Source organism: uncultured Aquimarina sp., assembly GCF_947492115.1.
In the GTDB taxonomy this organism is placed as follows: domain Bacteria; phylum Bacteroidota; class Bacteroidia; order Flavobacteriales; family Flavobacteriaceae; genus Aquimarina.
The window spans coordinates 1-20,065 of sequence record NZ_CANLMM010000012.1; the positions used below are offsets into that span (position 1 = coordinate 1).

The following is a 20,065-nucleotide window of genomic DNA, read 5'->3' on the forward strand; positions in this document are numbered from 1 at the left end:
AATTATTCATAGAATCTTTGCTATAATAAAAAACCAAACTGCTTATAAAAACAATTTGGTTTTGTCATAGAAATCAGCAGAACTATCGAGATGTTTTCTGACTTTTCTTTTTTTCATTGCCAACACTTCGATAACACTTCGACAAGCTCAGTGTGACATTTCAGTGTGACTTCAAATTTTACAACAAGTTTTCTATAGGCGTTTTATAGTCTATGAGTTATATTTATATCAGTATCTGAATTGATGATATATTACTTAAAACCTATTCTCGATACACTTCTCCTAAAATCGAAGTACTCAAATTGACGGTTTTTTCTTTTCTCGAAAGGGATCTCGATTATAAATCGAGTTGATAATCTTGACAAGATCGCTGTAAACGAGTTGCTATAGCAATCCCAGATCTTTTACAATAGCAACTAAATGTGTAGTGTTTTTAGCTTTGAAGTCATCAAAAAGCTTGCTTAGTTTTTTGTCGATCGTACTTTCGCTATTCGGAGTTATTTTAAGCTTTTTAAGTTTTTGTACGATTTCCTTTTTAGTCAGTCCTTGTGATAGTTCTTCTAATAACATGATATCAAAATCGTCTAGATTGACGATATTATCGGTACTGGCCTCTGTAACTTCTGGCGGTAAAACGGTATCTCCCCGAAATACACCTTGCACGCAGCTTACTAATTCTCTTACTGCATTTTGCCCTTTGCATACGTAGCCATTGATATCTAGTTTTTGAAATAACATATTTATTTTGTCTGGTCTGCTTTCTTGTGAGTATACAATGACGTTTATATTGGGTTGTATTTTTCGGATATCCTGAATCAAATCAATTCCGGAAGTTCTGATTTGTACTTTGTGATCTTCTTTAAAAGATAGATCTGTTATAAGTAATTCAAAAGGTTCATTCTCCTGAAATGCTTTTCTGAATTTGAGATAGGCATCGTCACAATACTTAGATTCATGGATATTCTGAATTCCTAACCCTTCTTGTATTACTTTTATAATTCCTTGATTGGCGATTTCATAATCCTCTGCAACCAATACTTTCGTAAACATTGTATACGTTTTAGTTCTGTTATAAAGGTCAAATATAATTGTTCCATAAATAGGTTGATTACGCTTTTCCGTATTCTTTTGATTTATTATGAGAAAGATCTTGTCAACTATCTTTTTGTAAAGGAGTTTTTTACTCCCTTCCTTTGAAGGAAGGGTTGGGGATGGATGTTTTTCTGATATCATATTAAGTAACATCTCCCTAAATCCCTTCCTCCAAATAGCTGACAGGTTTTCAAAGAGGGACTTTTTTACATTTACTTTTAAAGGATTTATGTTCTTTATTTTCTTTTTTTCATTGCCAAAAAAAGAAACAAAAAAGTCTAGGCTTACGAAAAATTGTTTAAATTTTTTGTTCTATTCCTAAATTTTAGAAACTCGCTACGCTCAAACAGTCTAAAATTTTACGGAATCTTCACTTCAAATTTTACAACAATTTTTCGATAGGCCGTTTATTATTAGGAAGTTGTGTTTTGGTTTTACACAGGAATTTTGATCTCAGCTTTAAAGCCTTTGTCTTTTGCAGAATCAAACGTAATGTTTCCTTGGATGGCCTGAACGCGTTTCTCGGTATTACGGAGTCCGTTTTTGGATTTGATATCTTCTTGTTCGATACCGATACCATTATCAGAATATTTGATCAAAAGTTTGTTTTTTTCATTTTTGAACACAATGGCCACCAGATCTGCCTGACTATGCTTTTGCATATTGGTCATGAGTTCTTGTAATACTCGGTAGATGGTGATTTTTAGATTCTTATCTACCATATCCCAATTGATTTTATCAATACCTCTAAGAATCAATTTGCTATGATTCTCGGTATAATTGGTCAACATATCCGTAAGTTCTTCGGTGTAGGTTTCATCCACTTCAAACTCACTATTTTCTCTGGAAATATCTCTGGCTTTGTTATAGGCAGTATTTAGTTTTTTGGTTATCTGCGGATCATGAGGATCATTTTGATATTGCATCATAACCTGAAAAATATCATTCCCTATCTCATCGTGTAAGCGTTTAGAAATACGCGTTTCGGTTTCATAGGCCGCCTGAAACTCTACAATCTTATTTTGTTGTGCAAGATATCGTGTACGCTGACGTGAAAAATAAATGATAAAAGCAATAAAGGTAACGAGTAGGAGCATCCCAAGTAGGTAGATGGTATTTTGATTTTGTACTTCTTGGATTTCCTGGCTTTTCTGTTCGTTTTCTTTTTGGAGGTTATCACTCTCGAATCGGATACGGGCAAATTTATCTCTAAATAGGTTATCTCGTTTGGTTAGACTATCACTGAGTTTGATATATTTCATTGCATACTGTCTGCCTTCTGAGGGTGGCGAAACTTTTGCAAGGAATTCATAAGTTTGGAGTAATTCATCATTATCATGTGTTTCATTTGCTAATTGTTCCGTTCTTTTTGCGAATTTTTTAGATAATGTATAATCACCTTTATATTGATAATATTCTGCGAAGTGCAAATTACTAGTTGAAATTCCGACAATATCATTAATACTATCTCTGATATAAAGTGCTTTTTTAAATAAATATAATGAACTATCATTCTTTTTATTAATTAGGAATTTTACATATCCTAGATTATCATAAAGTCGAGCTATTCTTTTAGGGTTTTTTTTCAAAAAGTCTTTATGAGCTAAAGCTTTTTCTAAATAATCTACAGCTGCATCATATTTTTCTTGTGATTTATAGGTTGTGCCAATATTATTATAAGATTGAGTAAGATATAGTAACTCTTTTTTTGAATTCTTTGAGTATTCGATTGATTTTTCAAAATAGCCTACAGCATCTTTATATCTTCCTGATTGTTTAGCAACAATTCCTAAGTTGTTGTAAGAAAGGGGTATGTATCTTAAGTTTCCTGATTTTTTAAATTTTTCAATTGCTTGAATAGTTAAAGATTCACTTTGCCCATAGTCTTTAACTTTTCTAGATAATTTAGCTAAGTCGATTAATACTTTTCCATGGTGATAAGCATATTGTGAATGTTTAAATTTCTGCTCTTTGTCAAAATATGTATATAGTCGATTAGCTTCATAGAAATAGAAATAAGTACTATCTAAAATATTTTTTTTCCTATAGTAAATACCAAGATTTGCATAGGCTTGGGCAATTCCAAGAGAATCATTAATAGATTTAGATAGTCTTAACATTTCTTTATCCATTTTCTTAGAACTTTCTTGATCATCTATATCATAATATGCAGCTGAAAGTTTACTTGTTTTTTCTCTTTTATTCATATCGTCTGAAAGCGTATTGTAGATGCTAACAGCCTTTTCTATCAATAATTCTCTTTCTTCTTTTGATTTTTCTTTATCAGATGCTTTTATCAAGTATTCGTCAATGAGACTTAATTCCTTGATTTCATCATCTTCATTGATATGTTTATGATTATCAGAGCAATTGTAAAGAGCAATACATAAGTGGATTACAATTAGAAATAGGACTCGCTGATTCATAAAATTCTTCTGAAATTGAATATGCAAATATCTTATTTTGAATAGATATTTGGTGAATCTAGAAAAAAAAGCTGATAAATGAAATAAGAAATTCTAATAAGTTAAAAGGACATTCTAATTAATAAGAATGTCCTTATTGTATGATTTTGAGTGATGTTAGTTTTTGTCAACTTCATCATCTTCATCCTCAGTAAGTGAGATTTTAGTCTCTACTTCTTCGACTCCGATTTCATCCTGGATGGTTGGAGGTTCGCAAGAAACAAGGTTAACACCTAGTAATATAGCTAATAATATAAATCTTAAAGTTTTCATGTTGTTAGTTGTTTTGTGATTGATATATTCCAATTGTTGGGGTACGCCCATAAGTGATAGCCCCAGCTAGTATGCGGATACATACATTTCACCTATGGGAAATGATCCTTTGTTTTCGGGAAAGTGATCCTAGTGCGGTCGCATTACCCTACTTTCCCCTTTTGGGTAGTAGCGAACTGCACTCGGATGGTACTTAGATGGCACTTGGAGAACACATTGATGATACTTAGGCAACACTTCGACACGCTCAGTGTAAAATCTTAGTATGACATCTTAGTGTAGCATCTAGGTGCGACATCCTTGTATGTTCATTGGTGGTGTGGCTCGGTGTAACCATCGATTGTTACACCTTTAGTTACCAATGCTTTTTTTGCGTTTGTTAGAAAATTTTTACTGGATATACTCGATATTTTCGGTATTCTCATCTTTAGATAAGCAGCTGATTGTTTGGTGCTTTGGAATTTACTTACCTGCCTCGCCGGTAGCCGGGTTTTCGATACATCCGTCCTGGACGGGTACTTCAACTGATGTAAATGTTCGACCTTTAGATCGATATTGCACCGTTCGCTAATCAGTACTTATAAAAAGCTTACGAAATTCCAACTATATGCGAAGTATAGCTGTCTGTTATGAACGCTTTGCGAAAGCTAGTGTTCATTAGATCTAGTGCTTTTTCCAGTATCTTGTTACTGTCTGCACTTGGCATTTTTGGTGGAGTAGTATTTACAACTGAAGTGTAAAATCCTATCCCAACGAAGCCAGCGAATGCATCGGTAAACAGATTATTTCTGATCTCCTGCTCCTTTTTTGATAATTGATTAAACTTCATTGTACTATATTTTTTACTCGATAATCGAGATTTAAACATTTTCAGGTTTCCCCTGATTTACTTATTAATTACTCGAAACACTATCATTGTGCCTCTTGTTTCATTATTTATAGTACAAATATCTGGTGCCAGTACGCATTCTTTTTGCGTAGTAAAAAGATAATTCATATTTTTCTTAAAATTTTTAACATGGCGTCGAATAAAAATGCTCTAATTCGTTATAAAACCATAGATCAGTGTCTTCGTAATAGCTTTAGAACATGGACGTTGGATGATCTGATCGAAGCCTGTTCTGATGCTTTGTACGAATACGAAGGAAAAGATGTATACGTAAGTAAAAGAACAGTTCAGTTGGATATACAGATGATGCGTAGTGACAAATTGGGGTATAATGCACCGATAGAAGTATATCAGCGCAAATATTATCGATATGCAGAGGAGGACTATAGTATTATGAATATTCCGGTTACCGATCATGATATTAAGATTATGAATGAGTCCATACAGATATTACGACAGTTTAAAGATTTCTCGCTTTTTAAAGAGATGAATGGTGTGTTAGAGCGATTGGAAGATTCTGTATATGCTACGCAAAAGAATAACAAACCTATTATTCACCTCGAAAAGAATGAGCAGCTAAAAGGATTACATCATATCGATATGCTTTACCACGCTATTTTGGATAAGAAAGTCCTGAAAATTGGTTACCGTTCATTTAAAGCCAGACAACCTAGTGAAATCGAGATCCACCCACAGTTATTAAAAGAATTTAATAACCGATGGTTTTTACTGGCAGTTGGTCATAACAGAAGGTCACTTACTACCTTTGCTCTAGATCGCATCATTAGTATTGCTACTTCAGATACAGACATATCTTATGTAGACCATCATATCGATGGAGACGATTATTACAAAGATGTGATAGGCGTGACCGTTTCAGAAAATGTTCGACCAGAACTGATTAGCTTTCGCGTTGATCGTCGTAATGCTCCTTATGTGACTACAAAACCTTTTCATAGCTCTCAGAAAACAGTTGCACGAGATGATTATGGAGTGACCTTTAGCATCGAAGTGCAAATGAATTTTGAGCTGGAACGATTGATTCTCGGTTTTGGAGATAGTATCGAAGTACTACAACCAGAAAAACTACGTAATAGAATTCAGGAAAAATTAAAACGAGCGGTAAAAAAATATACTTAGTATATCCTTCATAGCTACGCTATTTATTTCCTAGCATTAATAATTCGTGACAAACTACTTCCGTGATGTACCTTTTATTACCCTCATTATCGTCATAACTGCGAGAGGTTAGTTTACCCTCGATGGCTATTTCTTGTCCTTTGGTTACATATTTTTCGATAATATCAGCGGTTTTTCCCCAAGCAACGATATTATGCCATTGCGTATCCGTGATTTTGTCTCCAGCTTTGTTATAATAGTAGTCATTGGTAGCGATAGAAAACTTGGCTAGTTTTCTTCCGGAATCTAAAGAGATAATTTCTGGTTCCTGTCCTAAATTTCCGATTAATTGTACTTTGTTTTTTAATGTATTCATGACATTGATTTTTATAATCTGCATAGCGCAAATAGATTAGATAATGATTATCGAGTTCTTATGTTTCGACAGGGCAAACATAGGAGTAGAAGGAAGTTACATACGGTTAGGAAGTGTTTATTTTCGGTTTTAAACGTTTGTAGTCGTTTGAATCGAATAGCGATTTTATGGGAGATTTATAGAATGCTAAAAAGGGACTTATGAATATAGTTTTTTGACCAATTGTCCAATGCTTAATCCTTGTACAAGAATAGAAAAGAAAACAACCACATAGGTAATATATAGGATTACTTCTGCAGATGGGTTATCGGCTAAACTTAATGCTAATGCCAATGAAATACCACCTCGTAAACCACCCCAAGTTAATATGGTTACGGTCTTAATCGGACTTGTTTCTGTATGTTTTAATAAAGAGTAGGGAAGTAGTACCGAAATAAATCTTGAAAATAATACAATGAATATGGCTATGATTCCCAGTATTAGATTTCCAGTATCGAATTTTAATAAATGAATTGCTAGTCCGATAAGAACAAATAAAATACCATTAAAAATATCGTCTAATACTTCCCAGAGGTCATTCATTAGTTTTCTGGTAGGTCCTTTATTAGTAGCAACGTTTAATTTGTTACCGATGATCATTCCAGCAACTACCATTGCTAATGGTCCTGATACATGAATCAGCGATGCTAGTGAATATCCACCCATTACGATTGCCAAACTAATCATTACGGATAATTGTGGATTCTCTTCTACAGATTTTATACTATGGTATCCGATAAAACCTAAAACAATTCCATATACAATGCCGCCGATGGCTTCTTCCATAAATAATTTTCCAATTTCGGCGCCTACAGATCCTTCTAGATTTCCTTCCATACTTATAAGAATTAGTATTCCAGAGAATACAACCACTCCAATACCATCATTAAACAGCGACTCTCCTTCGATTTTAATTCCTAAACTTTTGGCAATATTGGCTTTTTTCAGGATGGCCATTACCGCAATCGGATCTGTAGGCGAGATAAGTGCGCCAAACAGGAGTGCATGTAATAACGGCAATTCTATATGCAATAGTCTTGCTGCGCCAAAGGTTAATCCGCCAACTAAAAAAGTAGAAATTAGAACTCCCAGTGTTGCAAACAGGATAACAGACCATTTTTCTTTGGTAAGTTCTTCGATATTTACGTGTAAAGCTCCAGCGAATAAAAGAAAACTAAGAATACCATCTAATAGTAAGGTTTTGAAATCAGAATTGGCAACAATATCACAAAAGAATTCATAAAAATCGGGAACAATACTTTTGCTAAGTGTAATGATGATCACGGTGCATAAACTCATGATCATTAAACCAATGGTGGCAGGCATTTTTAGCCATTTGTAATTGATAAAACTAAAAAACGCGGCTATAGAAAAAATAATACTGAAGGATTGTAGCATGATTCTAAAGGGCTAACATTTATTATTAAATTGATCTTGTCTAATTTTTACAGCCTTAAAAGAATATACTATGAGCGCTAGAAGTCCTAATAATGCGCTAATAATTCCTGAAATAGTAATATAAATGGCCGAATCGAAATTACCTTCTACACTTTTATAAATTCCAGAGACCAATGCTGCGATTACAAAACATGCTACAGCGATGTACATGAATACCATAGCACTGTTTAATAATTTAAGCTGTTTAAGCTTTCGTTGAATAAGTATTGGAGTACTTCCCTCCTGATCTATCATTCCTTTGATCTCTGATGAGAGATTTACCAAAAGATTGGAAGTAGATAAGATTAAAAGCCCTATGCCAGGAATGATGGTTGCAGGAATATACCAATGTTCCATAGTTATTAACTTTTGTACGCAGTTAGCGCTTCGTTTAAGAAATTGATACCTTGTTCTTTTTCAATTCCGGTAATTGGTAACACCGCTCCTTTAAATCCATTATTTTTCCAGGTTCCTATTGATAACTTTTTAAAATCAGAAGTATCTACACCATCATGTCCATGATATCCGCTGATGTAAAAATAATAATCATCTATCATCGTATCTGGTATTGCCATTCCCAGGCCAATTGATATTCCTGATGCGTTTATGCTAGGAACGAAGGCGCCAGTATCGAAATGGTGTGGCCAAATCCTAATTTCTGCTTCTAAGTTATTCGTATTTAGAAATTCTTCTATAATAGTATTTGCTAAGATTCTTTGTTCTTTTAGTTTTTGTAAGTTGTCAGCATCTTCTAGTTTGAATATATAGTCATCAGTTATTTGATATGGGAGTTCATAATGAAGATCATAGATGTAAGATTTAGATAGTTTACTTTTTGATGCCATACTATTTATCCATTCCAAAACTTGGTTATGAGTTTTACCATCTAGCAGAAATATAGCAATGGATTCATTGTCATTCCATTCTAATCCAAAGGTTTGGTAATTAAGAGAAAGTGTGATTGGTTTTTTATCCAAATTTCTAGTAATGAGACTTCTTTTTTCGATAGAAAATCCGAGATTGGTATGACTATCATCTTCTTTTTTATCTACAAATGAGATTCCGGCAGCTGCTAGATATTGGGCAGCTAAGTGCAATTGTGCTGTCATGGTTTTATTTTTGATTTTGTGAAACACAGGTTTTATAAAACTCCTGCATAATTGATACCTGTTAACTGATGCATATCTCGATCAAAAGTTGATAAATCATTATGATTAAACTTAGAAATATCATCATATCCGCAAGCTCTTGCAACTACTTTGATGAGGTCATTAGTGGCTTCAAAATAATTACATAATTGTTTAGCAGAAGATTCTATAATCAACCTACTTCTCAGAGATTCTTTTTGCGTGGCAATACCAACAGGACAATTATTACTACCACAGGCTCTCATTCCTAAACATCCAATTGCTTGCAACGCAGCATTAGAAACCGCAATAGCATCTGCTCCTAACATCATGGCTTTAGCAAAATCTTCTGCGATTCGTAATCCACCAGTAATAATTAAGGTTACATCAGTAGCGCCAACTTTATCCAAATATTTTCTGGCTCTTGCCAAAGCTGGAATTGTAGGGACATTGATATTATCTCTTAAAATTGTAGGAGCAGAACCTGTTCCACCACCGCGACCATCTAAAATGATATAGTCTACGCCTACATCTAATGCAAATTGAATATCTTTTTCTATGTGACTTGCAGCAATCTTAAAACCAACAGGAATGCCTCCTGTTTTTTCTCTTACTCTTTCAGCAAAGTCTTTAAAATCTTGTACTCCATGAAAATCAGGAAATGTAGCTGGAGAAATAGCAGTTTCCCCTTCTTGTAATCCTCGAACTTCGGCAATTTCCTTACTCACTTTATTTCCTGGAAGATGGCCGCCAGTTCCGGTTTTAGCGCCTTGTCCACCTTTAAAGTGAAAGGCTTGTACTTTTTCTAGTTTATCCCATGAGAACCCAAATTGCGCAGAAGCAAGTTCGTAAAAATATTTGGTGTTGCTTTCTTGTTCTTGGGGTAGCATACCACCTTCTCCTGAGCAAATACCAGTTCCTGCCATTTCTGCTCCTCTGGACAACGAGATTTTTGCCTCTCTAGATAAAGCACCAAAGCTCATATCGCTTACAAATAATGGAATATCAATACTTAATGGTTTTTTTGCCTTTGGACCAATAATTACTTTGGTAGCTACATCTTCATGATCTAGTAATGGTCTGCTGGCCAATTGTGCTGGCAAGAATTGTATGTCACTCCATTTTGGAAGTGTATTTCGATCCACACCCATTGATGAAGAAAACCCATGATGCCCTAGATTTTTTAATCCGTTTTTTGCTAGTTCTTTAATGTATCCTGTATAGGGTTCTGTGTCTTCAGGATGTGTATCTGCAAAAGCGCCTAAATACTCGTCTCTATTAAAGGGTTGTGGATGCTGAGTTAGATATTTATTTATTTCTACTTCATCTACGTATAGCGTATCTCCTTCGATTTTTGTACTAAATTTATGTAATACTTCATTATTATTATATTCAGAAACACCGGTATCATATCTATAATCCCAGCCGTGGACACCACAGATAAGATTATGTCCATCGATATGTCCATCTGCCATTAAGGCTCCTCTATGCAAACATCTTCCGTATAGTACAGATATTTCTTCATCAAATTTGATAATTACAAGATCAAGTCCGTTGACTAATGCATGTGTTGGTTTTTTGTTTTCTAAATCATTAATCTGAGCAATTGCTACTGGTTTTTCCATGGTTTGAGTTAATTATGTATGAATTGTGTTTGTCTGTTTATAAATTAAAGTGATCGTCTGCGTATTATAATCGATCATCCCTTCCTTTCTTAACTTACTTAAAGTATTGCTTACCGTTTGCCTGGAAGTATTTGTTAGATTGGAAATATCCTTATGTGTGAGTAAGTTTTTTGCTACTAGGTTTTCATTTTCCTGCTCTCCGAATTCTTTTACATAATCAATAATGAATTCTTTGATTCTAGTGCCGCTATCTTTATATAATAGATCTTCTAGTCTTCTTTCTAACCTTTTTATTCGTAAACCATAGATTTTTAAAATCCCATTTTTTAGGGATTTGTGTTTTTCTATAATACGTTGCATTCTCGAAGATTCTATATAACATACGATGCAATCTTCTAATGCTATTGCTTGCTCTTTGGTTTCTTCTGATTCGTTATAAAGTGCTAGCTCTCCAAAGATGTTTCCTTTCTTTACAATGTGTTTAACCTTATCATTAATGGGGTTGATGATTTTTACAGTACCTTTTTTTAAGAAGAAGATATTCTTTTTGTTCTCTTTTGATAGTTCGATATGAGCACCTTTATCAATATTTTCCATCTCCAAAATTTCACACATACGCATCATAGTGATTCTTCCTAACTTATTGAATAAGTTAAATCCTTCTAGAAACCAATATTTAGTGTAAGTGTTCAATGTAAGTGCTAGTTAAGTTATTACTGTTAAAAGTAATGAATTTTAATAGCACTAAATCTTACTAAATTGTTAGATGTTACTTCAGACGACAATAGATTGTTTTTCTTACTTTTTTAATAAGTGATTTTAAGGAGTTGATTTATTATAATGAAAATGTAAACTCGAAGGGAGTTCAATTAATCCTAGTTGGATTACAATTAGGGATATTGTTAATAGCTGATTACAATGGAATATCAATCACTTTCTTTTACATCTTATGGTAATTGATGATTCTAATGAGCAGACTTTGAAGAAAATTTTTAACAAGGTTCTATGATATTTATTTGTCATTTCTTTAGTGAAAAAACTATTTTTAACTATAATTAATTTTGTTTTAAACCGTGATGAGAACAAAACAGATAGCTAATCGATTTAGAGAAGTGGTGTTAAATGGTCGTTGGATTGCAAATACCAATTATAAAGATCAATTGTCTAAAATTAGTTGGGAACAAGCGAATAAAAAAGTAAGTGATTTAAATACCATTGGGTTACTAACATTTCATATCAATTATTATATAGAAGGTGTTCTAAATGTATTAAAAGGAGGAGACTTAGAAATTAGGGATAAGTATAGTTTTGATGCACCATCAATTACCTCAGAAGAAGATTGGCAAGCGTTACAACAGAGATTATATAATAATTCCGAAAGCTTTGCTGATTTGATTGAGCAAATGTCGGATGTGCAATTAGATGAAGTCTTTGTAGATGAAAAGTATGGGACTTATCAAAGAAATATTGATGCAATGATCGAACATGCCTATTATCACTTAGGACAAATAACATTAATTAATAAAATGATATCCAATGAATGATTCTCTTATAGCCATACTAAAAACCATCTTCGATCGAGATTTAACCAAACTTAAAGCAGAAATTAATGCTTATTCCAAAGAAGAGAACTTGTGGATAGAGACAAAAGCAATAAGTAATTCTGCAGGAAACCTTTGTTTACATCTGATTGGAAACCTGAATACGTATATTGGAGCAGAGTTTGGAAATACTGGATATATAAGACAACGGGATTTAGAATTTTCTGTGAAAGATATTCCCAGATCAGAAATGATTGCTAAAATTGATGAGGTACAAAAAATAGTGGATACAGCATTGGATACTATTACACCAGACGATCTTCAGAAAGAATATCCTAGAATACTAATGGATAAGAATCCTAGTACGCATCGATTTTTGATACATCTAACAACACATCTAACCTATCATTTAGGTCAAATAAATTATCACAGAAGACTACTAGACTCCTAAGGATTCTTCTTAGAATAAAATAAATATAGTATCTTCATAACAAATCCCCATTAGTTATGAAGTTTGTTTATTTTTTGATAATTCTTGTGTTCTGTATTGCTTGTTCCAATAACGATAATGATGCATCCCTTACTACAAATTCATTTTTATTTGAAGATGGATTCGAGACTCAAAATAATGATGTGGACGAACTTTTTGAATCGAATGGAAGTAGATGGACGAATATACAACAAACAAATCCATCAAATGAGATTTCTATTTCAACCACTACGTTTTCTGAAGGTCAAAATGCATTACGTTTATTAGCGTTCCAATCTGATAATATATTGTCTAAAATGGATATAGAAAAAGAAGGATTTAAGGCTTTTGCAGATGATCTGGTTGTTATCGAAGCAGATTTTTACCTGAATTCCACTGCTAATATTGAAAACTTACTATTAATTGATCTAGAATGTTGCTCGTGTTGGGATCCAACGGTGGAGGATAATCAATGTCCAGGAGTTCGTTTGATGATGTCTGGAGGAAATGATTTTTTGTCCATCGAAAGGGGTAAAATCTCAGCGAGCAATTTACGGCAAACATCGCTGCAATTTCCCAGAAATGAATGGGTAACCGTGCGATGGGAATTAACATTAGCGGATGATGATACTGGAATAAATAGATTATCCATCAATGGGAATGAGGTAATCATAAGTAATGGGATGAATTTGCCTAATGCCACTATTTTTAGAGAATTGTTTGCTGAAAATGGAATTGATTTTACGTTACAAGAGCCTGTGTTTTATGAAAGAGTCCAGGTAGGAGCCACTGCAAACCCTACTATGGAGGATATTGAATTGTTTGTGGATAATTTTTCGATCCGGATTAATTAATATATTCCAATACCAGAAAAATTTTGGAATGATACGACCTTATACATCCAATGACAAAAAGGAACTAGTTAAAGTTCTTATCTTAAATACTCCTAAATATTTTGATCGTAAGGAAATCCAGGATTTTAAAAAATATCTAGCGGTATACGAAAGCACCTATTTTACAATAACATCTGGGAATAAAATAATAGGAGGAGTAGGATGTAATTATCTTAAGAAAAACAGCGTTGGAGAAATTACATGGATTTTTTTTCATCCAGAGTTTGTTGGTAAGGGTTTCGGAAATAAAGCTGTTACCCATTGTTTGTCCATTTTAAAGTCTAATAGTGAGATACAAAAAGTAACTGTTAGAACCTCTCAACTTGCATATGGTTTTTTTGAAAAATTTGGTTTTATTACCAAAAAGACAGCAAAAGATTATTGGGGTTTAGGGTTAGATTTATATGAGATGGAATTAGAAATATAACCTAGACTGCCGCATTGATTTTTTAAAAAATTAATTGTGTCTTCTTTTAATCTTAACTACCATTAATACTGTATATTTAGCCTGTAAGATTATAGTATTGGACAATAGTTTTATTACTATATAGGAAAAGTTATATTGCTATTATCAAAAAAACAAAGAGTTAGTGGAGTATAAGAAAATACGTTTTGTAAAATTAGAGCTGCTTTTTGTTGTATTGGGTTTTGTATTCTTTTTAGGGTGCACAGAAGAGAAAAAGGGTCATATTACCGTAGCGGCAGCAGCTAATATGCAGTTTGCTATTAAAGAAATTTCGGATGCTTTTACCAAGCAAACAGGGATTCCTTGTGATCTGATTATTAGTTCTTCTGGTAAACTAACCGCACAGATCAAAGAAGGAGCTCCTTATGATATTTTTGTGTCTGCTAATATGAAATACCCTAATGATGTTTATAAAGAAGGATTTGCAGTAGCGCCTCCAAAAATATACGGGTATGGTCAGTTGGTTTTATGGTCGTTACATCATGATATAGAACTTTCGATTGCGGGACTTTCTAATCCTAAGATTCAGAATATTGCTTTAGCAAATCCGAAGACTGCTCCTTATGGAAAGGCAGCTGTAGAATTTTTAAAATCTAAGGAAGTGTATATACTCCTTGAGGATAAATTAGTGTATGGAGAAAGTATTGCTCAAACCAACCAGTTTATTACCTCTAAGGCTTCAGAAATTGGTTTTACAGCAAAATCTGTAGTAATGTCTCCTCAAATGAGAGAGCAAGGACATTGGAAAGAACTAGATAATAGTTTTTATACACCAATAGCACAAGGTGTTGTGCTGATAAAACAAGAGAATAAGGAGCATATGAATAGCACAAAGTTTTATGATTTTCTTTTTTCTAAAGAAGCCAAGAAAATATTAGAAGATTTCGGATATTTACTCGATAATCGAGATTTTAACGCACTGAAGTAGTTTATAAATAAACTAATGAATGTTTTTTCCGGACATATTTCTGATATAAAAGTAAGCAAAAGTTTATCGATAGTTTCCGTTAAGCTAGATGAGCATAATTTGCTTAAAACTATTTTGCTCGAAACTCCAGAAACAGCTTCTCATCTAAAAAAAGGAAATCAGATTACTGTTTTGTTTAAAGAAACAGAGGTTATCATTTCCACAGAAGAGAATACCTTGATCAGTATCGAAAATAAAATCAAAGCTACCATTAAAAATATTGAAAAAGGAGCGTTATTAAGTAAAGTGATATTAGAAAGTAGTATTGGAGAAATCGTAGCATTGATCACTTCTGAAATTCTTGACGAGCTTTCTCTAGAAAAAGATCAAAAAGTAGTTGCTATGATAAAGGTTAACGAAATTATGCTTTCCAGATGATTGATTGGGGACCTATCATATTAACAGCTAAACTGGCCTTGGTAACTACTGTGATTTTACTTATCGTATCGGTTCCTTTGGCTTATTGGCTAGCATTTTCTAAATCAAGAATGAAACCTGTTGTAGAAACTTTGGTAAGCATGCCATTAGTATTGCCTCCAACGGTTTTAGGGTTTTATTTGTTAATGGCTTTTAGCCCTGGAAATAGTTTTGGAGCCTGGTTGCAAGAATGGTTTGGCTTACGGTTAATATTTTCCTTTTCGGGATTAGTAATTGGATCCGCGATTTATAGTTTACCATTTATGGTAAATCCTATTCAATCTGGATTATCGGGTTTACCATCTTCTCTATCAGAAGCCTCGTATATATTAGGAAAATCAAAATTGAAAACACTTTTTAGTGTATTGTTACCCAATATAAAACCATCGTTACTTACAGGAATCGTTTTGGCTTTTGCGCATACCGTCGGCGAATTTGGCGTTGTTTTAATGATAGGAGGAAATATTCCTGAAAAAACAAAAGTAGTATCGATTGCTATTTATGATGAGGTAGAAGCATTAAACTATGCGCATGCCAATACATATTCTATGATTTTATTCGTAATTACGTTTATAGTACTATTGTCAGTATATATGATAAATGGTGGATATCTTAAAAAGTTCTGGAAATGATCAAAGCGACTATCCATAAAACTTTACGTTCGGCTGCTGGAAAAATGACTCTTGCCATCGAATTAGATGTTAAGCGAGGTCAGTTCGTAACATTGTATGGGCCTTCTGGTGCAGGAAAAACATCGACACTTAGAATCATCGCTGGGTTGCTATCTCCAGATAAAGGAAGTATTATGGTAAATGATAGTATTTGGTTTGATAAAGAACGTAAAATTAATCGCATTCCTCAGCAGCGTAAGATAGGATATGTTTTTCAGGATTATGCGCTATTTCCTCATATGACAGTTCGTAAAAATTTGGAATTTGCATTAGATAACAAACAAGATAAAGCAATTGTTGATGAGTTGATTAGCATTGTAGAATTAGAAGAATTACAAGATAGAAAACCAGAAACGTTATCTGGTGGTCAACAACAACGTGTAGCTTTAGCTCGTGCTCTGGTCCAAAAACCAGAAGTTTTGTTGTTAGATGAACCACTCTCTGCATTAGATATAAGAATGCGTTCCAAGCTGCAAGATTATATTTTAAAAGTTCATAAAAAATACCATCTAACTACTATCTTGGTAAGTCATGATATTGGAGAAATTATCAAAATGTCGGATGTGGTATATAAGCTTCAAGATGGTGGTGTAGAAAAGGTTGGAAAACCAATGACCGTATTTGCAAGTAATCAGCTTAGTGGTAAGTTTCAGTTTGTCGGAGAGGTGATTGATATTACGAAAGAAGATGTTATCTATATAGTTACTGTTCTTATTGGGCAAAATGTAGTAAAAGTTGTAGCTCAGGAACAAGAAATTGTCAATTTAGCAATAGGAGATAAGGTTATTGTAGCTTCAAAAGCATTTAATCCTGTTTTACAAAAAATTGAAGCATGAAAATCGAAGTAGAGAAAGTAGCTTTGCCGGAGATTTCATTGTTATCAGAAGAAGTTTATGAGTATTCTGATAGTTATAAAAGCAGGTTTTCGGATCCAAAAAACGAGATTGATATTTTAGCAGTAACCAAAGCATTTTTTTCATTTTCTCCAAAATGGATAGGGAGCTTGTTTGCTTTGAGAAATAAAATAGTTTCAGTTTTTGGACTTAAAACTGGGAATGGCTTAGAACAAAAGGAAGAAGTGCTTCAAAATTTTAAAGGAGAAATTGGCGATCAGGTTGGTATTTTTAAAGTATTTGATAAGGTGGATAATGAGCTAATTTTAGGAGAAAACGATTCTCATTTAAATTTTAGAGTTTCTTTATTGTTAGTTCCTCAACCAGATCATACAAAAGACCTAACCATATCTACTGTGGTACATTTTAACAATTGGTTCGGGAAACTATATTTCTTCCCAGTGAAACCTTTTCATAAATTAATTGTTCCTGCAATGCTTAAAAGTACTATCAGGAATTTAAAAAAGCACTAGCTTTTGAACCTAAGAATTATATTGTTTCAGGTTTTATAAAATCAATTGTTCAGAATTGGTAACCGTATCTCCTTTATAAACCAACTTCCATCCTAAGCTATTGGTAAGAATATAAATCTTTTGTAGTTCGCTTATCAGTCTGTTTTCGGCATTAGATTTTAGTGTAGAGGCTTCTACTTTTTCATTTAATTGACGAGTTACTTCTTGTTGTATTTTATTATGATCTTCTGGATTAAATTGATTAAAGAAATCCTCTTCCAGATCATGGTATTTTATCGTTGGATTGATGTTAATTTCGGCTTCGGGAATATGGGTAATTGTTACTGTTTTATTCGTTTTATCAATGGAGTGTTCTATTTTGCTAAGGTCATAAGAAACCGTAACTTCAGCGTTTACCACCACAATAGCTTTTTTTTCTGCAGTTAAAATATCCAAATAGTATTTTTTTGCGTCTTTATAGGTAATGACCTCAGAGAAATGTCCTTCGGTAACCACAAGTTTTCCTACGTTTTTTATCTGATCTAAAATTAAATCAGAAGATTGTATTTCGGTTTTTTGAGTTTTAGCCTGAATAATAAAATAGCTAATTCCCAAAGCAATAAATGCTGCAATACAAGCACCAAGTAAAAAATTACGCATACTTTTAAGAATCTGGTTCTGTATATAAAAGTACATAAAAAAATAGCCTCTCTATAAAAGAAAGGCTATGATATCTAAACGGATGAAATGCTTATTTTAATTCTGGAGGATATTTTTCTAATATCGCGGTTACAATTTGATTCATTTTTTCCTGTTTTCTTTCTACCCTTTCTGTAAGTGCTGCGGTACCCATACCTTGCCAGATAAGCTCTCTTTTAGAGGCATCGATAAGATCTATATATAAAGTGCCTTCCGTTGTTCTAGAAACGGTATTAAATCCATTGTTCCAAAACCAAGGATTCCATCCCCATCCATAACCCCATCCGAAGCCAAAGTTATTTTGATAAATGTTTACGTTTTCTTTAGTTTTTGTAAAAATACTTACTAATACGTCTGGATTTTCTGATTTGGTAAATCCTTTAGCAGCCATATCCGCTTCAATGGCTCTTAGGATGCGTTTTTTGTCCAAGTCGCTAATTTCAGCCTTATCTATTCCTGGCTTAAAAAAGGCGTAGCTTTTGTAACTATTAAAATTTGTTTGCCTATCATAATCAGAAGCTACTCTTACACTAGAGCAAGAGCTGAGTGTTATGATTAGGATCAGCGATAAAAGAGAGAAAGATTTCATAATCCTATGTTTTTAAAAAGTTCAACAATTTTTTGGTAAAAAATGCACAATAATCATACCATGAGTGACTTAAAATCTACTTTTTGGTATACTTATTTGTTTTTTTATCATAACCGTATGGGCAATGCCTACAGCCACTCTCACAACAGTACCCTCTTCGTAGATGATATTGTTCTGTAAAACATCGATACCCTTCAGGTGTAAGATAGTAATCACCTTCTTCGGGTTTTAGTATTCTTTTTGGGTTGCTCATCACTACAAAAATACTATCTTGCGGTTAGATGCCAATTTTAGTTAACAAATATTTGATAGGTCGTCATTTTGTGGGTATAGCACTTTGGCCTTTTATTGTGGTAAAAGATCCACGGTTAAAAGAGGATAAGGTGTTTATAAACCATGAAAGAATTCACTTAAAACAGCAGCTAGAGCTTTTGGTATTGCCTTTTTATATTGTTTATCTATTGGAGTACATTATTAGATTATTTCAGTATGGAAATTCTAGAGAAGCTTATCGAAATATCTCTTTTGAGCGTGAAGCTTACGAAATGGAAGGAGAACTTTCCTATTTAGAGCATCGAAAAATCTGGAGTTTTACAAAATATCTCTAATTGTGATATGGATTTCTTTTCTTCAGAAATTTCTACCGTAATCAACCAAAAAATAACACATCCCTTATTAGATGAAGCTGGGATAACACTTGATATAAAACGTGAAGACCAAATTCATGCATATGTTTCTGGGAATAAATTCAGAAAACTGAAATATAATCTTAGAGAAGCACAAGCAAATGGATACAAAACAATTCTTACTTTCGGAGGTGCTTATAGTAATCATATAGCTGCTACTGCTGCCGCAGGAAAACTAATGGGTTTTAAGACTATTGGAGTTATCAGAGGAGAAGAATTAGCAAATGATTTGCAAAGAGTTTTGTCCGAGAATGACACCCTACAATTTGCTACGGATCATTGTATGCAATTAAAGTTTGTGAGCAGGGAAGACTACAGGGAAAAGACTTCAACTTCTTTTTTAGAAAAACTCACGAAAGAATTTGGCTCGTTTTATGTAGTACCCGAAGGAGGAACAAATGAATTAGCTGTCAAAGGTTGTGAAGAAATTCTTATATCCTCAGATAATCAATATGATTATCTCTGTTGTGCAGTTGGAACAGGAGGAACTATTGCTGGCATCATTAATAGAAGTAGTGATCATCAAAAGGTTATTGGTTTCCCAGCGCTAAAAGGAGATTTTTTAAATGCTGAGATAAATAAATATACCAATAAGGAGAATTGGAGCTTGAATACGGAATATCATTTTGGGGGTTATGGTAAAATAAATACTGTATTAATTGAGTTTATGAATAGGTTTAAAGAAGAACAGTATATCACCTTAGATCCTATATATACGGCCAAGATGATATACGGTATTTTTGATAAGATACAGAAAGGGGATTTTACAAAAAATACTCGTATTTTAGCCGTTCATACAGGAGGTCTGCAAGGTATTGCTGGGATGAATAAAAAACTGAGTAAAAAGAAAATCCCTCTTATTAGGATTTAATATGAATGT

At 33.4% G+C, this 20,065-nt stretch carries 25 protein-coding genes; 12 read left to right on the forward strand and 13 right to left on the reverse strand.

Annotated features, from left to right (window positions below; all coding sequences use genetic code 11):
- Positions 1–384: 384 nt before the first annotated feature.
- The 4 genes from Q1A73_RS22690 to Q1A73_RS22705 form a co-directional block, all read right to left on the reverse strand.
- On the reverse strand, positions 385–1,050 hold the full coding sequence (locus tag Q1A73_RS22690; RefSeq protein WP_299610563.1) for a response regulator: 666 nt from the start codon (positions 1,048–1,050) through the stop codon (positions 385–387).
- A gap of 476 nt (positions 1,051–1,526) precedes the next feature.
- Positions 1,527–3,518, reverse strand: coding sequence for a tetratricopeptide repeat protein (locus tag Q1A73_RS22695; RefSeq protein WP_299610566.1), 1,992 nt, complete (start codon positions 3,516–3,518; stop codon positions 1,527–1,529).
- Between the two features lie 156 nt (positions 3,519–3,674).
- Positions 3,675–3,830: a hypothetical protein gene (locus tag Q1A73_RS22700; protein ID WP_299610568.1), complete on the reverse strand. Its 156-nt coding sequence runs from the start codon at positions 3,828–3,830 to the stop codon at positions 3,675–3,677.
- Between the two features lie 589 nt (positions 3,831–4,419).
- Entirely contained in the window at positions 4,420–4,659 is a 240-nt protein-coding gene (locus tag Q1A73_RS22705) for a hypothetical protein (RefSeq protein ID WP_299610570.1), read from the reverse strand.
- Positions 4,660–4,848: 189 nt separating this feature from the next.
- Between Q1A73_RS22705 and Q1A73_RS22710 the strand changes: the two genes are divergently transcribed.
- Positions 4,849–5,859 (forward strand): WYL domain-containing protein, encoded by a 1,011-nt coding sequence (locus Q1A73_RS22710; protein ID WP_299610572.1) that lies wholly within the window; start codon positions 4,849–4,851, stop codon positions 5,857–5,859.
- A gap of 19 nt (positions 5,860–5,878) precedes the next feature.
- Here Q1A73_RS22710 and Q1A73_RS22715 read toward each other — a convergent pair whose 3' ends face one another.
- The 6 genes from Q1A73_RS22715 to Q1A73_RS22740 all read right to left on the reverse strand — a co-directional run bounded on the left by Q1A73_RS22715 (position 5,879) and on the right by Q1A73_RS22740 (position 11,135).
- Positions 5,879–6,214: a single-stranded DNA-binding protein gene (locus Q1A73_RS22715; RefSeq protein WP_299610574.1), complete on the reverse strand. Its 336-nt coding sequence runs from the start codon at positions 6,212–6,214 to the stop codon at positions 5,879–5,881.
- Between the two features lie 198 nt (positions 6,215–6,412).
- Entirely contained in the window at positions 6,413–7,651 is a 1,239-nt protein-coding gene (locus tag Q1A73_RS22720) for a sodium:proton antiporter (protein WP_299610576.1), read from the reverse strand.
- A gap of 12 nt (positions 7,652–7,663) precedes the next feature.
- The gene (locus tag Q1A73_RS22725; RefSeq protein ID WP_299610578.1) at positions 7,664–8,047 is read right to left on the reverse strand and encodes a DUF2721 domain-containing protein; all 384 of its coding nucleotides are present in this window, start codon (positions 8,045–8,047) and stop codon (positions 7,664–7,666) included.
- Positions 8,048–8,052: 5 nt separating this feature from the next.
- Complete coding sequence (locus tag Q1A73_RS22730) at positions 8,053–8,799, reverse strand: hypothetical protein (protein WP_299610580.1); 747 nt, start codon at positions 8,797–8,799, stop codon at positions 8,053–8,055.
- Between the two features lie 32 nt (positions 8,800–8,831).
- Positions 8,832–10,442 carry a glutamate synthase-related protein gene (locus tag Q1A73_RS22735; protein WP_299610582.1) on the reverse strand — a complete coding sequence of 537 codons (1,611 nt, stop codon included), beginning with the start codon at positions 10,440–10,442 and terminating at the stop codon, positions 8,832–8,834.
- A gap of 12 nt (positions 10,443–10,454) precedes the next feature.
- On the reverse strand, positions 10,455–11,135 hold the full coding sequence (locus Q1A73_RS22740) for a Crp/Fnr family transcriptional regulator (RefSeq protein ID WP_299610585.1): 681 nt from the start codon (positions 11,133–11,135) through the stop codon (positions 10,455–10,457).
- Between the two features lie 383 nt (positions 11,136–11,518).
- Here Q1A73_RS22740 and Q1A73_RS22745 point away from each other — a divergent pair, with 383 nt between their 5' ends.
- From Q1A73_RS22745 to Q1A73_RS22785, 9 genes are all read left to right on the forward strand, one after another.
- Positions 11,519–11,986, forward strand: a complete 468-nt coding sequence (locus Q1A73_RS22745) for a DinB family protein (RefSeq protein ID WP_299610588.1) — start codon at positions 11,519–11,521, stop codon at positions 11,984–11,986.
- Complete coding sequence (locus Q1A73_RS22750; RefSeq protein ID WP_299610590.1) at positions 11,979–12,434, forward strand: DUF1572 family protein; 456 nt, start codon at positions 11,979–11,981, stop codon at positions 12,432–12,434. Before Q1A73_RS22745 ends, Q1A73_RS22750 begins: the two co-directional genes overlap by 8 nt.
- A gap of 56 nt (positions 12,435–12,490) precedes the next feature.
- Complete coding sequence (locus tag Q1A73_RS22755; RefSeq protein ID WP_299610593.1) at positions 12,491–13,306, forward strand: hypothetical protein; 816 nt, start codon at positions 12,491–12,493, stop codon at positions 13,304–13,306.
- A 28-nt stretch (positions 13,307–13,334) separates the two neighbouring features.
- Positions 13,335–13,772, forward strand: coding sequence for a GNAT family N-acetyltransferase (locus Q1A73_RS22760; protein WP_299610596.1), 438 nt, complete (start codon positions 13,335–13,337; stop codon positions 13,770–13,772).
- A gap of 163 nt (positions 13,773–13,935) precedes the next feature.
- Entirely contained in the window at positions 13,936–14,739 is an 804-nt protein-coding gene (gene modA / locus Q1A73_RS22765; protein ID WP_299610599.1) for a molybdate ABC transporter substrate-binding protein, read from the forward strand.
- Positions 14,740–14,754: 15 nt separating this feature from the next.
- Positions 14,755–15,156 carry a TOBE domain-containing protein gene (locus tag Q1A73_RS22770; RefSeq protein ID WP_299610601.1) on the forward strand — a complete coding sequence of 134 codons (402 nt, stop codon included), beginning with the start codon at positions 14,755–14,757 and terminating at the stop codon, positions 15,154–15,156.
- The gene (gene modB / locus Q1A73_RS22775; protein WP_299610709.1) at positions 15,156–15,827 is read left to right on the forward strand and encodes a molybdate ABC transporter permease subunit; all 672 of its coding nucleotides are present in this window, start codon (positions 15,156–15,158) and stop codon (positions 15,825–15,827) included. Before Q1A73_RS22770 ends, modB begins: the two co-directional genes overlap by 1 nt.
- The gene (locus tag Q1A73_RS22780; protein WP_299610603.1) at positions 15,824–16,702 is read left to right on the forward strand and encodes an ATP-binding cassette domain-containing protein; all 879 of its coding nucleotides are present in this window, start codon (positions 15,824–15,826) and stop codon (positions 16,700–16,702) included. The genes modB and Q1A73_RS22780 overlap by 4 nt, the downstream gene beginning before the upstream one ends.
- Positions 16,699–17,232 (forward strand): DUF2867 domain-containing protein, encoded by a 534-nt coding sequence (locus tag Q1A73_RS22785; RefSeq protein WP_299610605.1) that lies wholly within the window; start codon positions 16,699–16,701, stop codon positions 17,230–17,232. Before Q1A73_RS22780 ends, Q1A73_RS22785 begins: the two co-directional genes overlap by 4 nt.
- A gap of 33 nt (positions 17,233–17,265) precedes the next feature.
- On the opposite strand, the gene Q1A73_RS22790 is transcribed toward Q1A73_RS22785, so the two are convergent.
- The 3 genes from Q1A73_RS22790 to Q1A73_RS22800 all read right to left on the reverse strand — a co-directional run bounded on the left by Q1A73_RS22790 (position 17,266) and on the right by Q1A73_RS22800 (position 18,752).
- Complete coding sequence (locus Q1A73_RS22790) at positions 17,266–17,871, reverse strand: DUF4230 domain-containing protein (RefSeq protein ID WP_299610607.1); 606 nt, start codon at positions 17,869–17,871, stop codon at positions 17,266–17,268.
- A gap of 91 nt (positions 17,872–17,962) precedes the next feature.
- On the reverse strand, positions 17,963–18,499 hold the full coding sequence (locus tag Q1A73_RS22795; protein WP_299610610.1) for a DUF4136 domain-containing protein: 537 nt from the start codon (positions 18,497–18,499) through the stop codon (positions 17,963–17,965).
- 76 nt (positions 18,500–18,575) lie between these two features.
- On the reverse strand, positions 18,576–18,752 hold the full coding sequence (locus Q1A73_RS22800) for a DUF5522 domain-containing protein (protein ID WP_299610612.1): 177 nt from the start codon (positions 18,750–18,752) through the stop codon (positions 18,576–18,578).
- Positions 18,753–18,780: 28 nt separating this feature from the next.
- On the opposite strand from Q1A73_RS22800, the gene Q1A73_RS22805 reads away from it, so the two are divergent.
- Both Q1A73_RS22805 and Q1A73_RS22810 read left to right on the forward strand, forming a co-directional pair.
- Positions 18,781–19,107: a hypothetical protein gene (locus Q1A73_RS22805; protein WP_299610615.1), complete on the forward strand. Its 327-nt coding sequence runs from the start codon at positions 18,781–18,783 to the stop codon at positions 19,105–19,107.
- Between the two features lie 7 nt (positions 19,108–19,114).
- Positions 19,115–20,056, forward strand: a complete 942-nt coding sequence (locus Q1A73_RS22810; RefSeq protein WP_299610617.1) for a pyridoxal-phosphate dependent enzyme — start codon at positions 19,115–19,117, stop codon at positions 20,054–20,056.
- Positions 20,057–20,065: the final 9 nt, after the last annotated feature.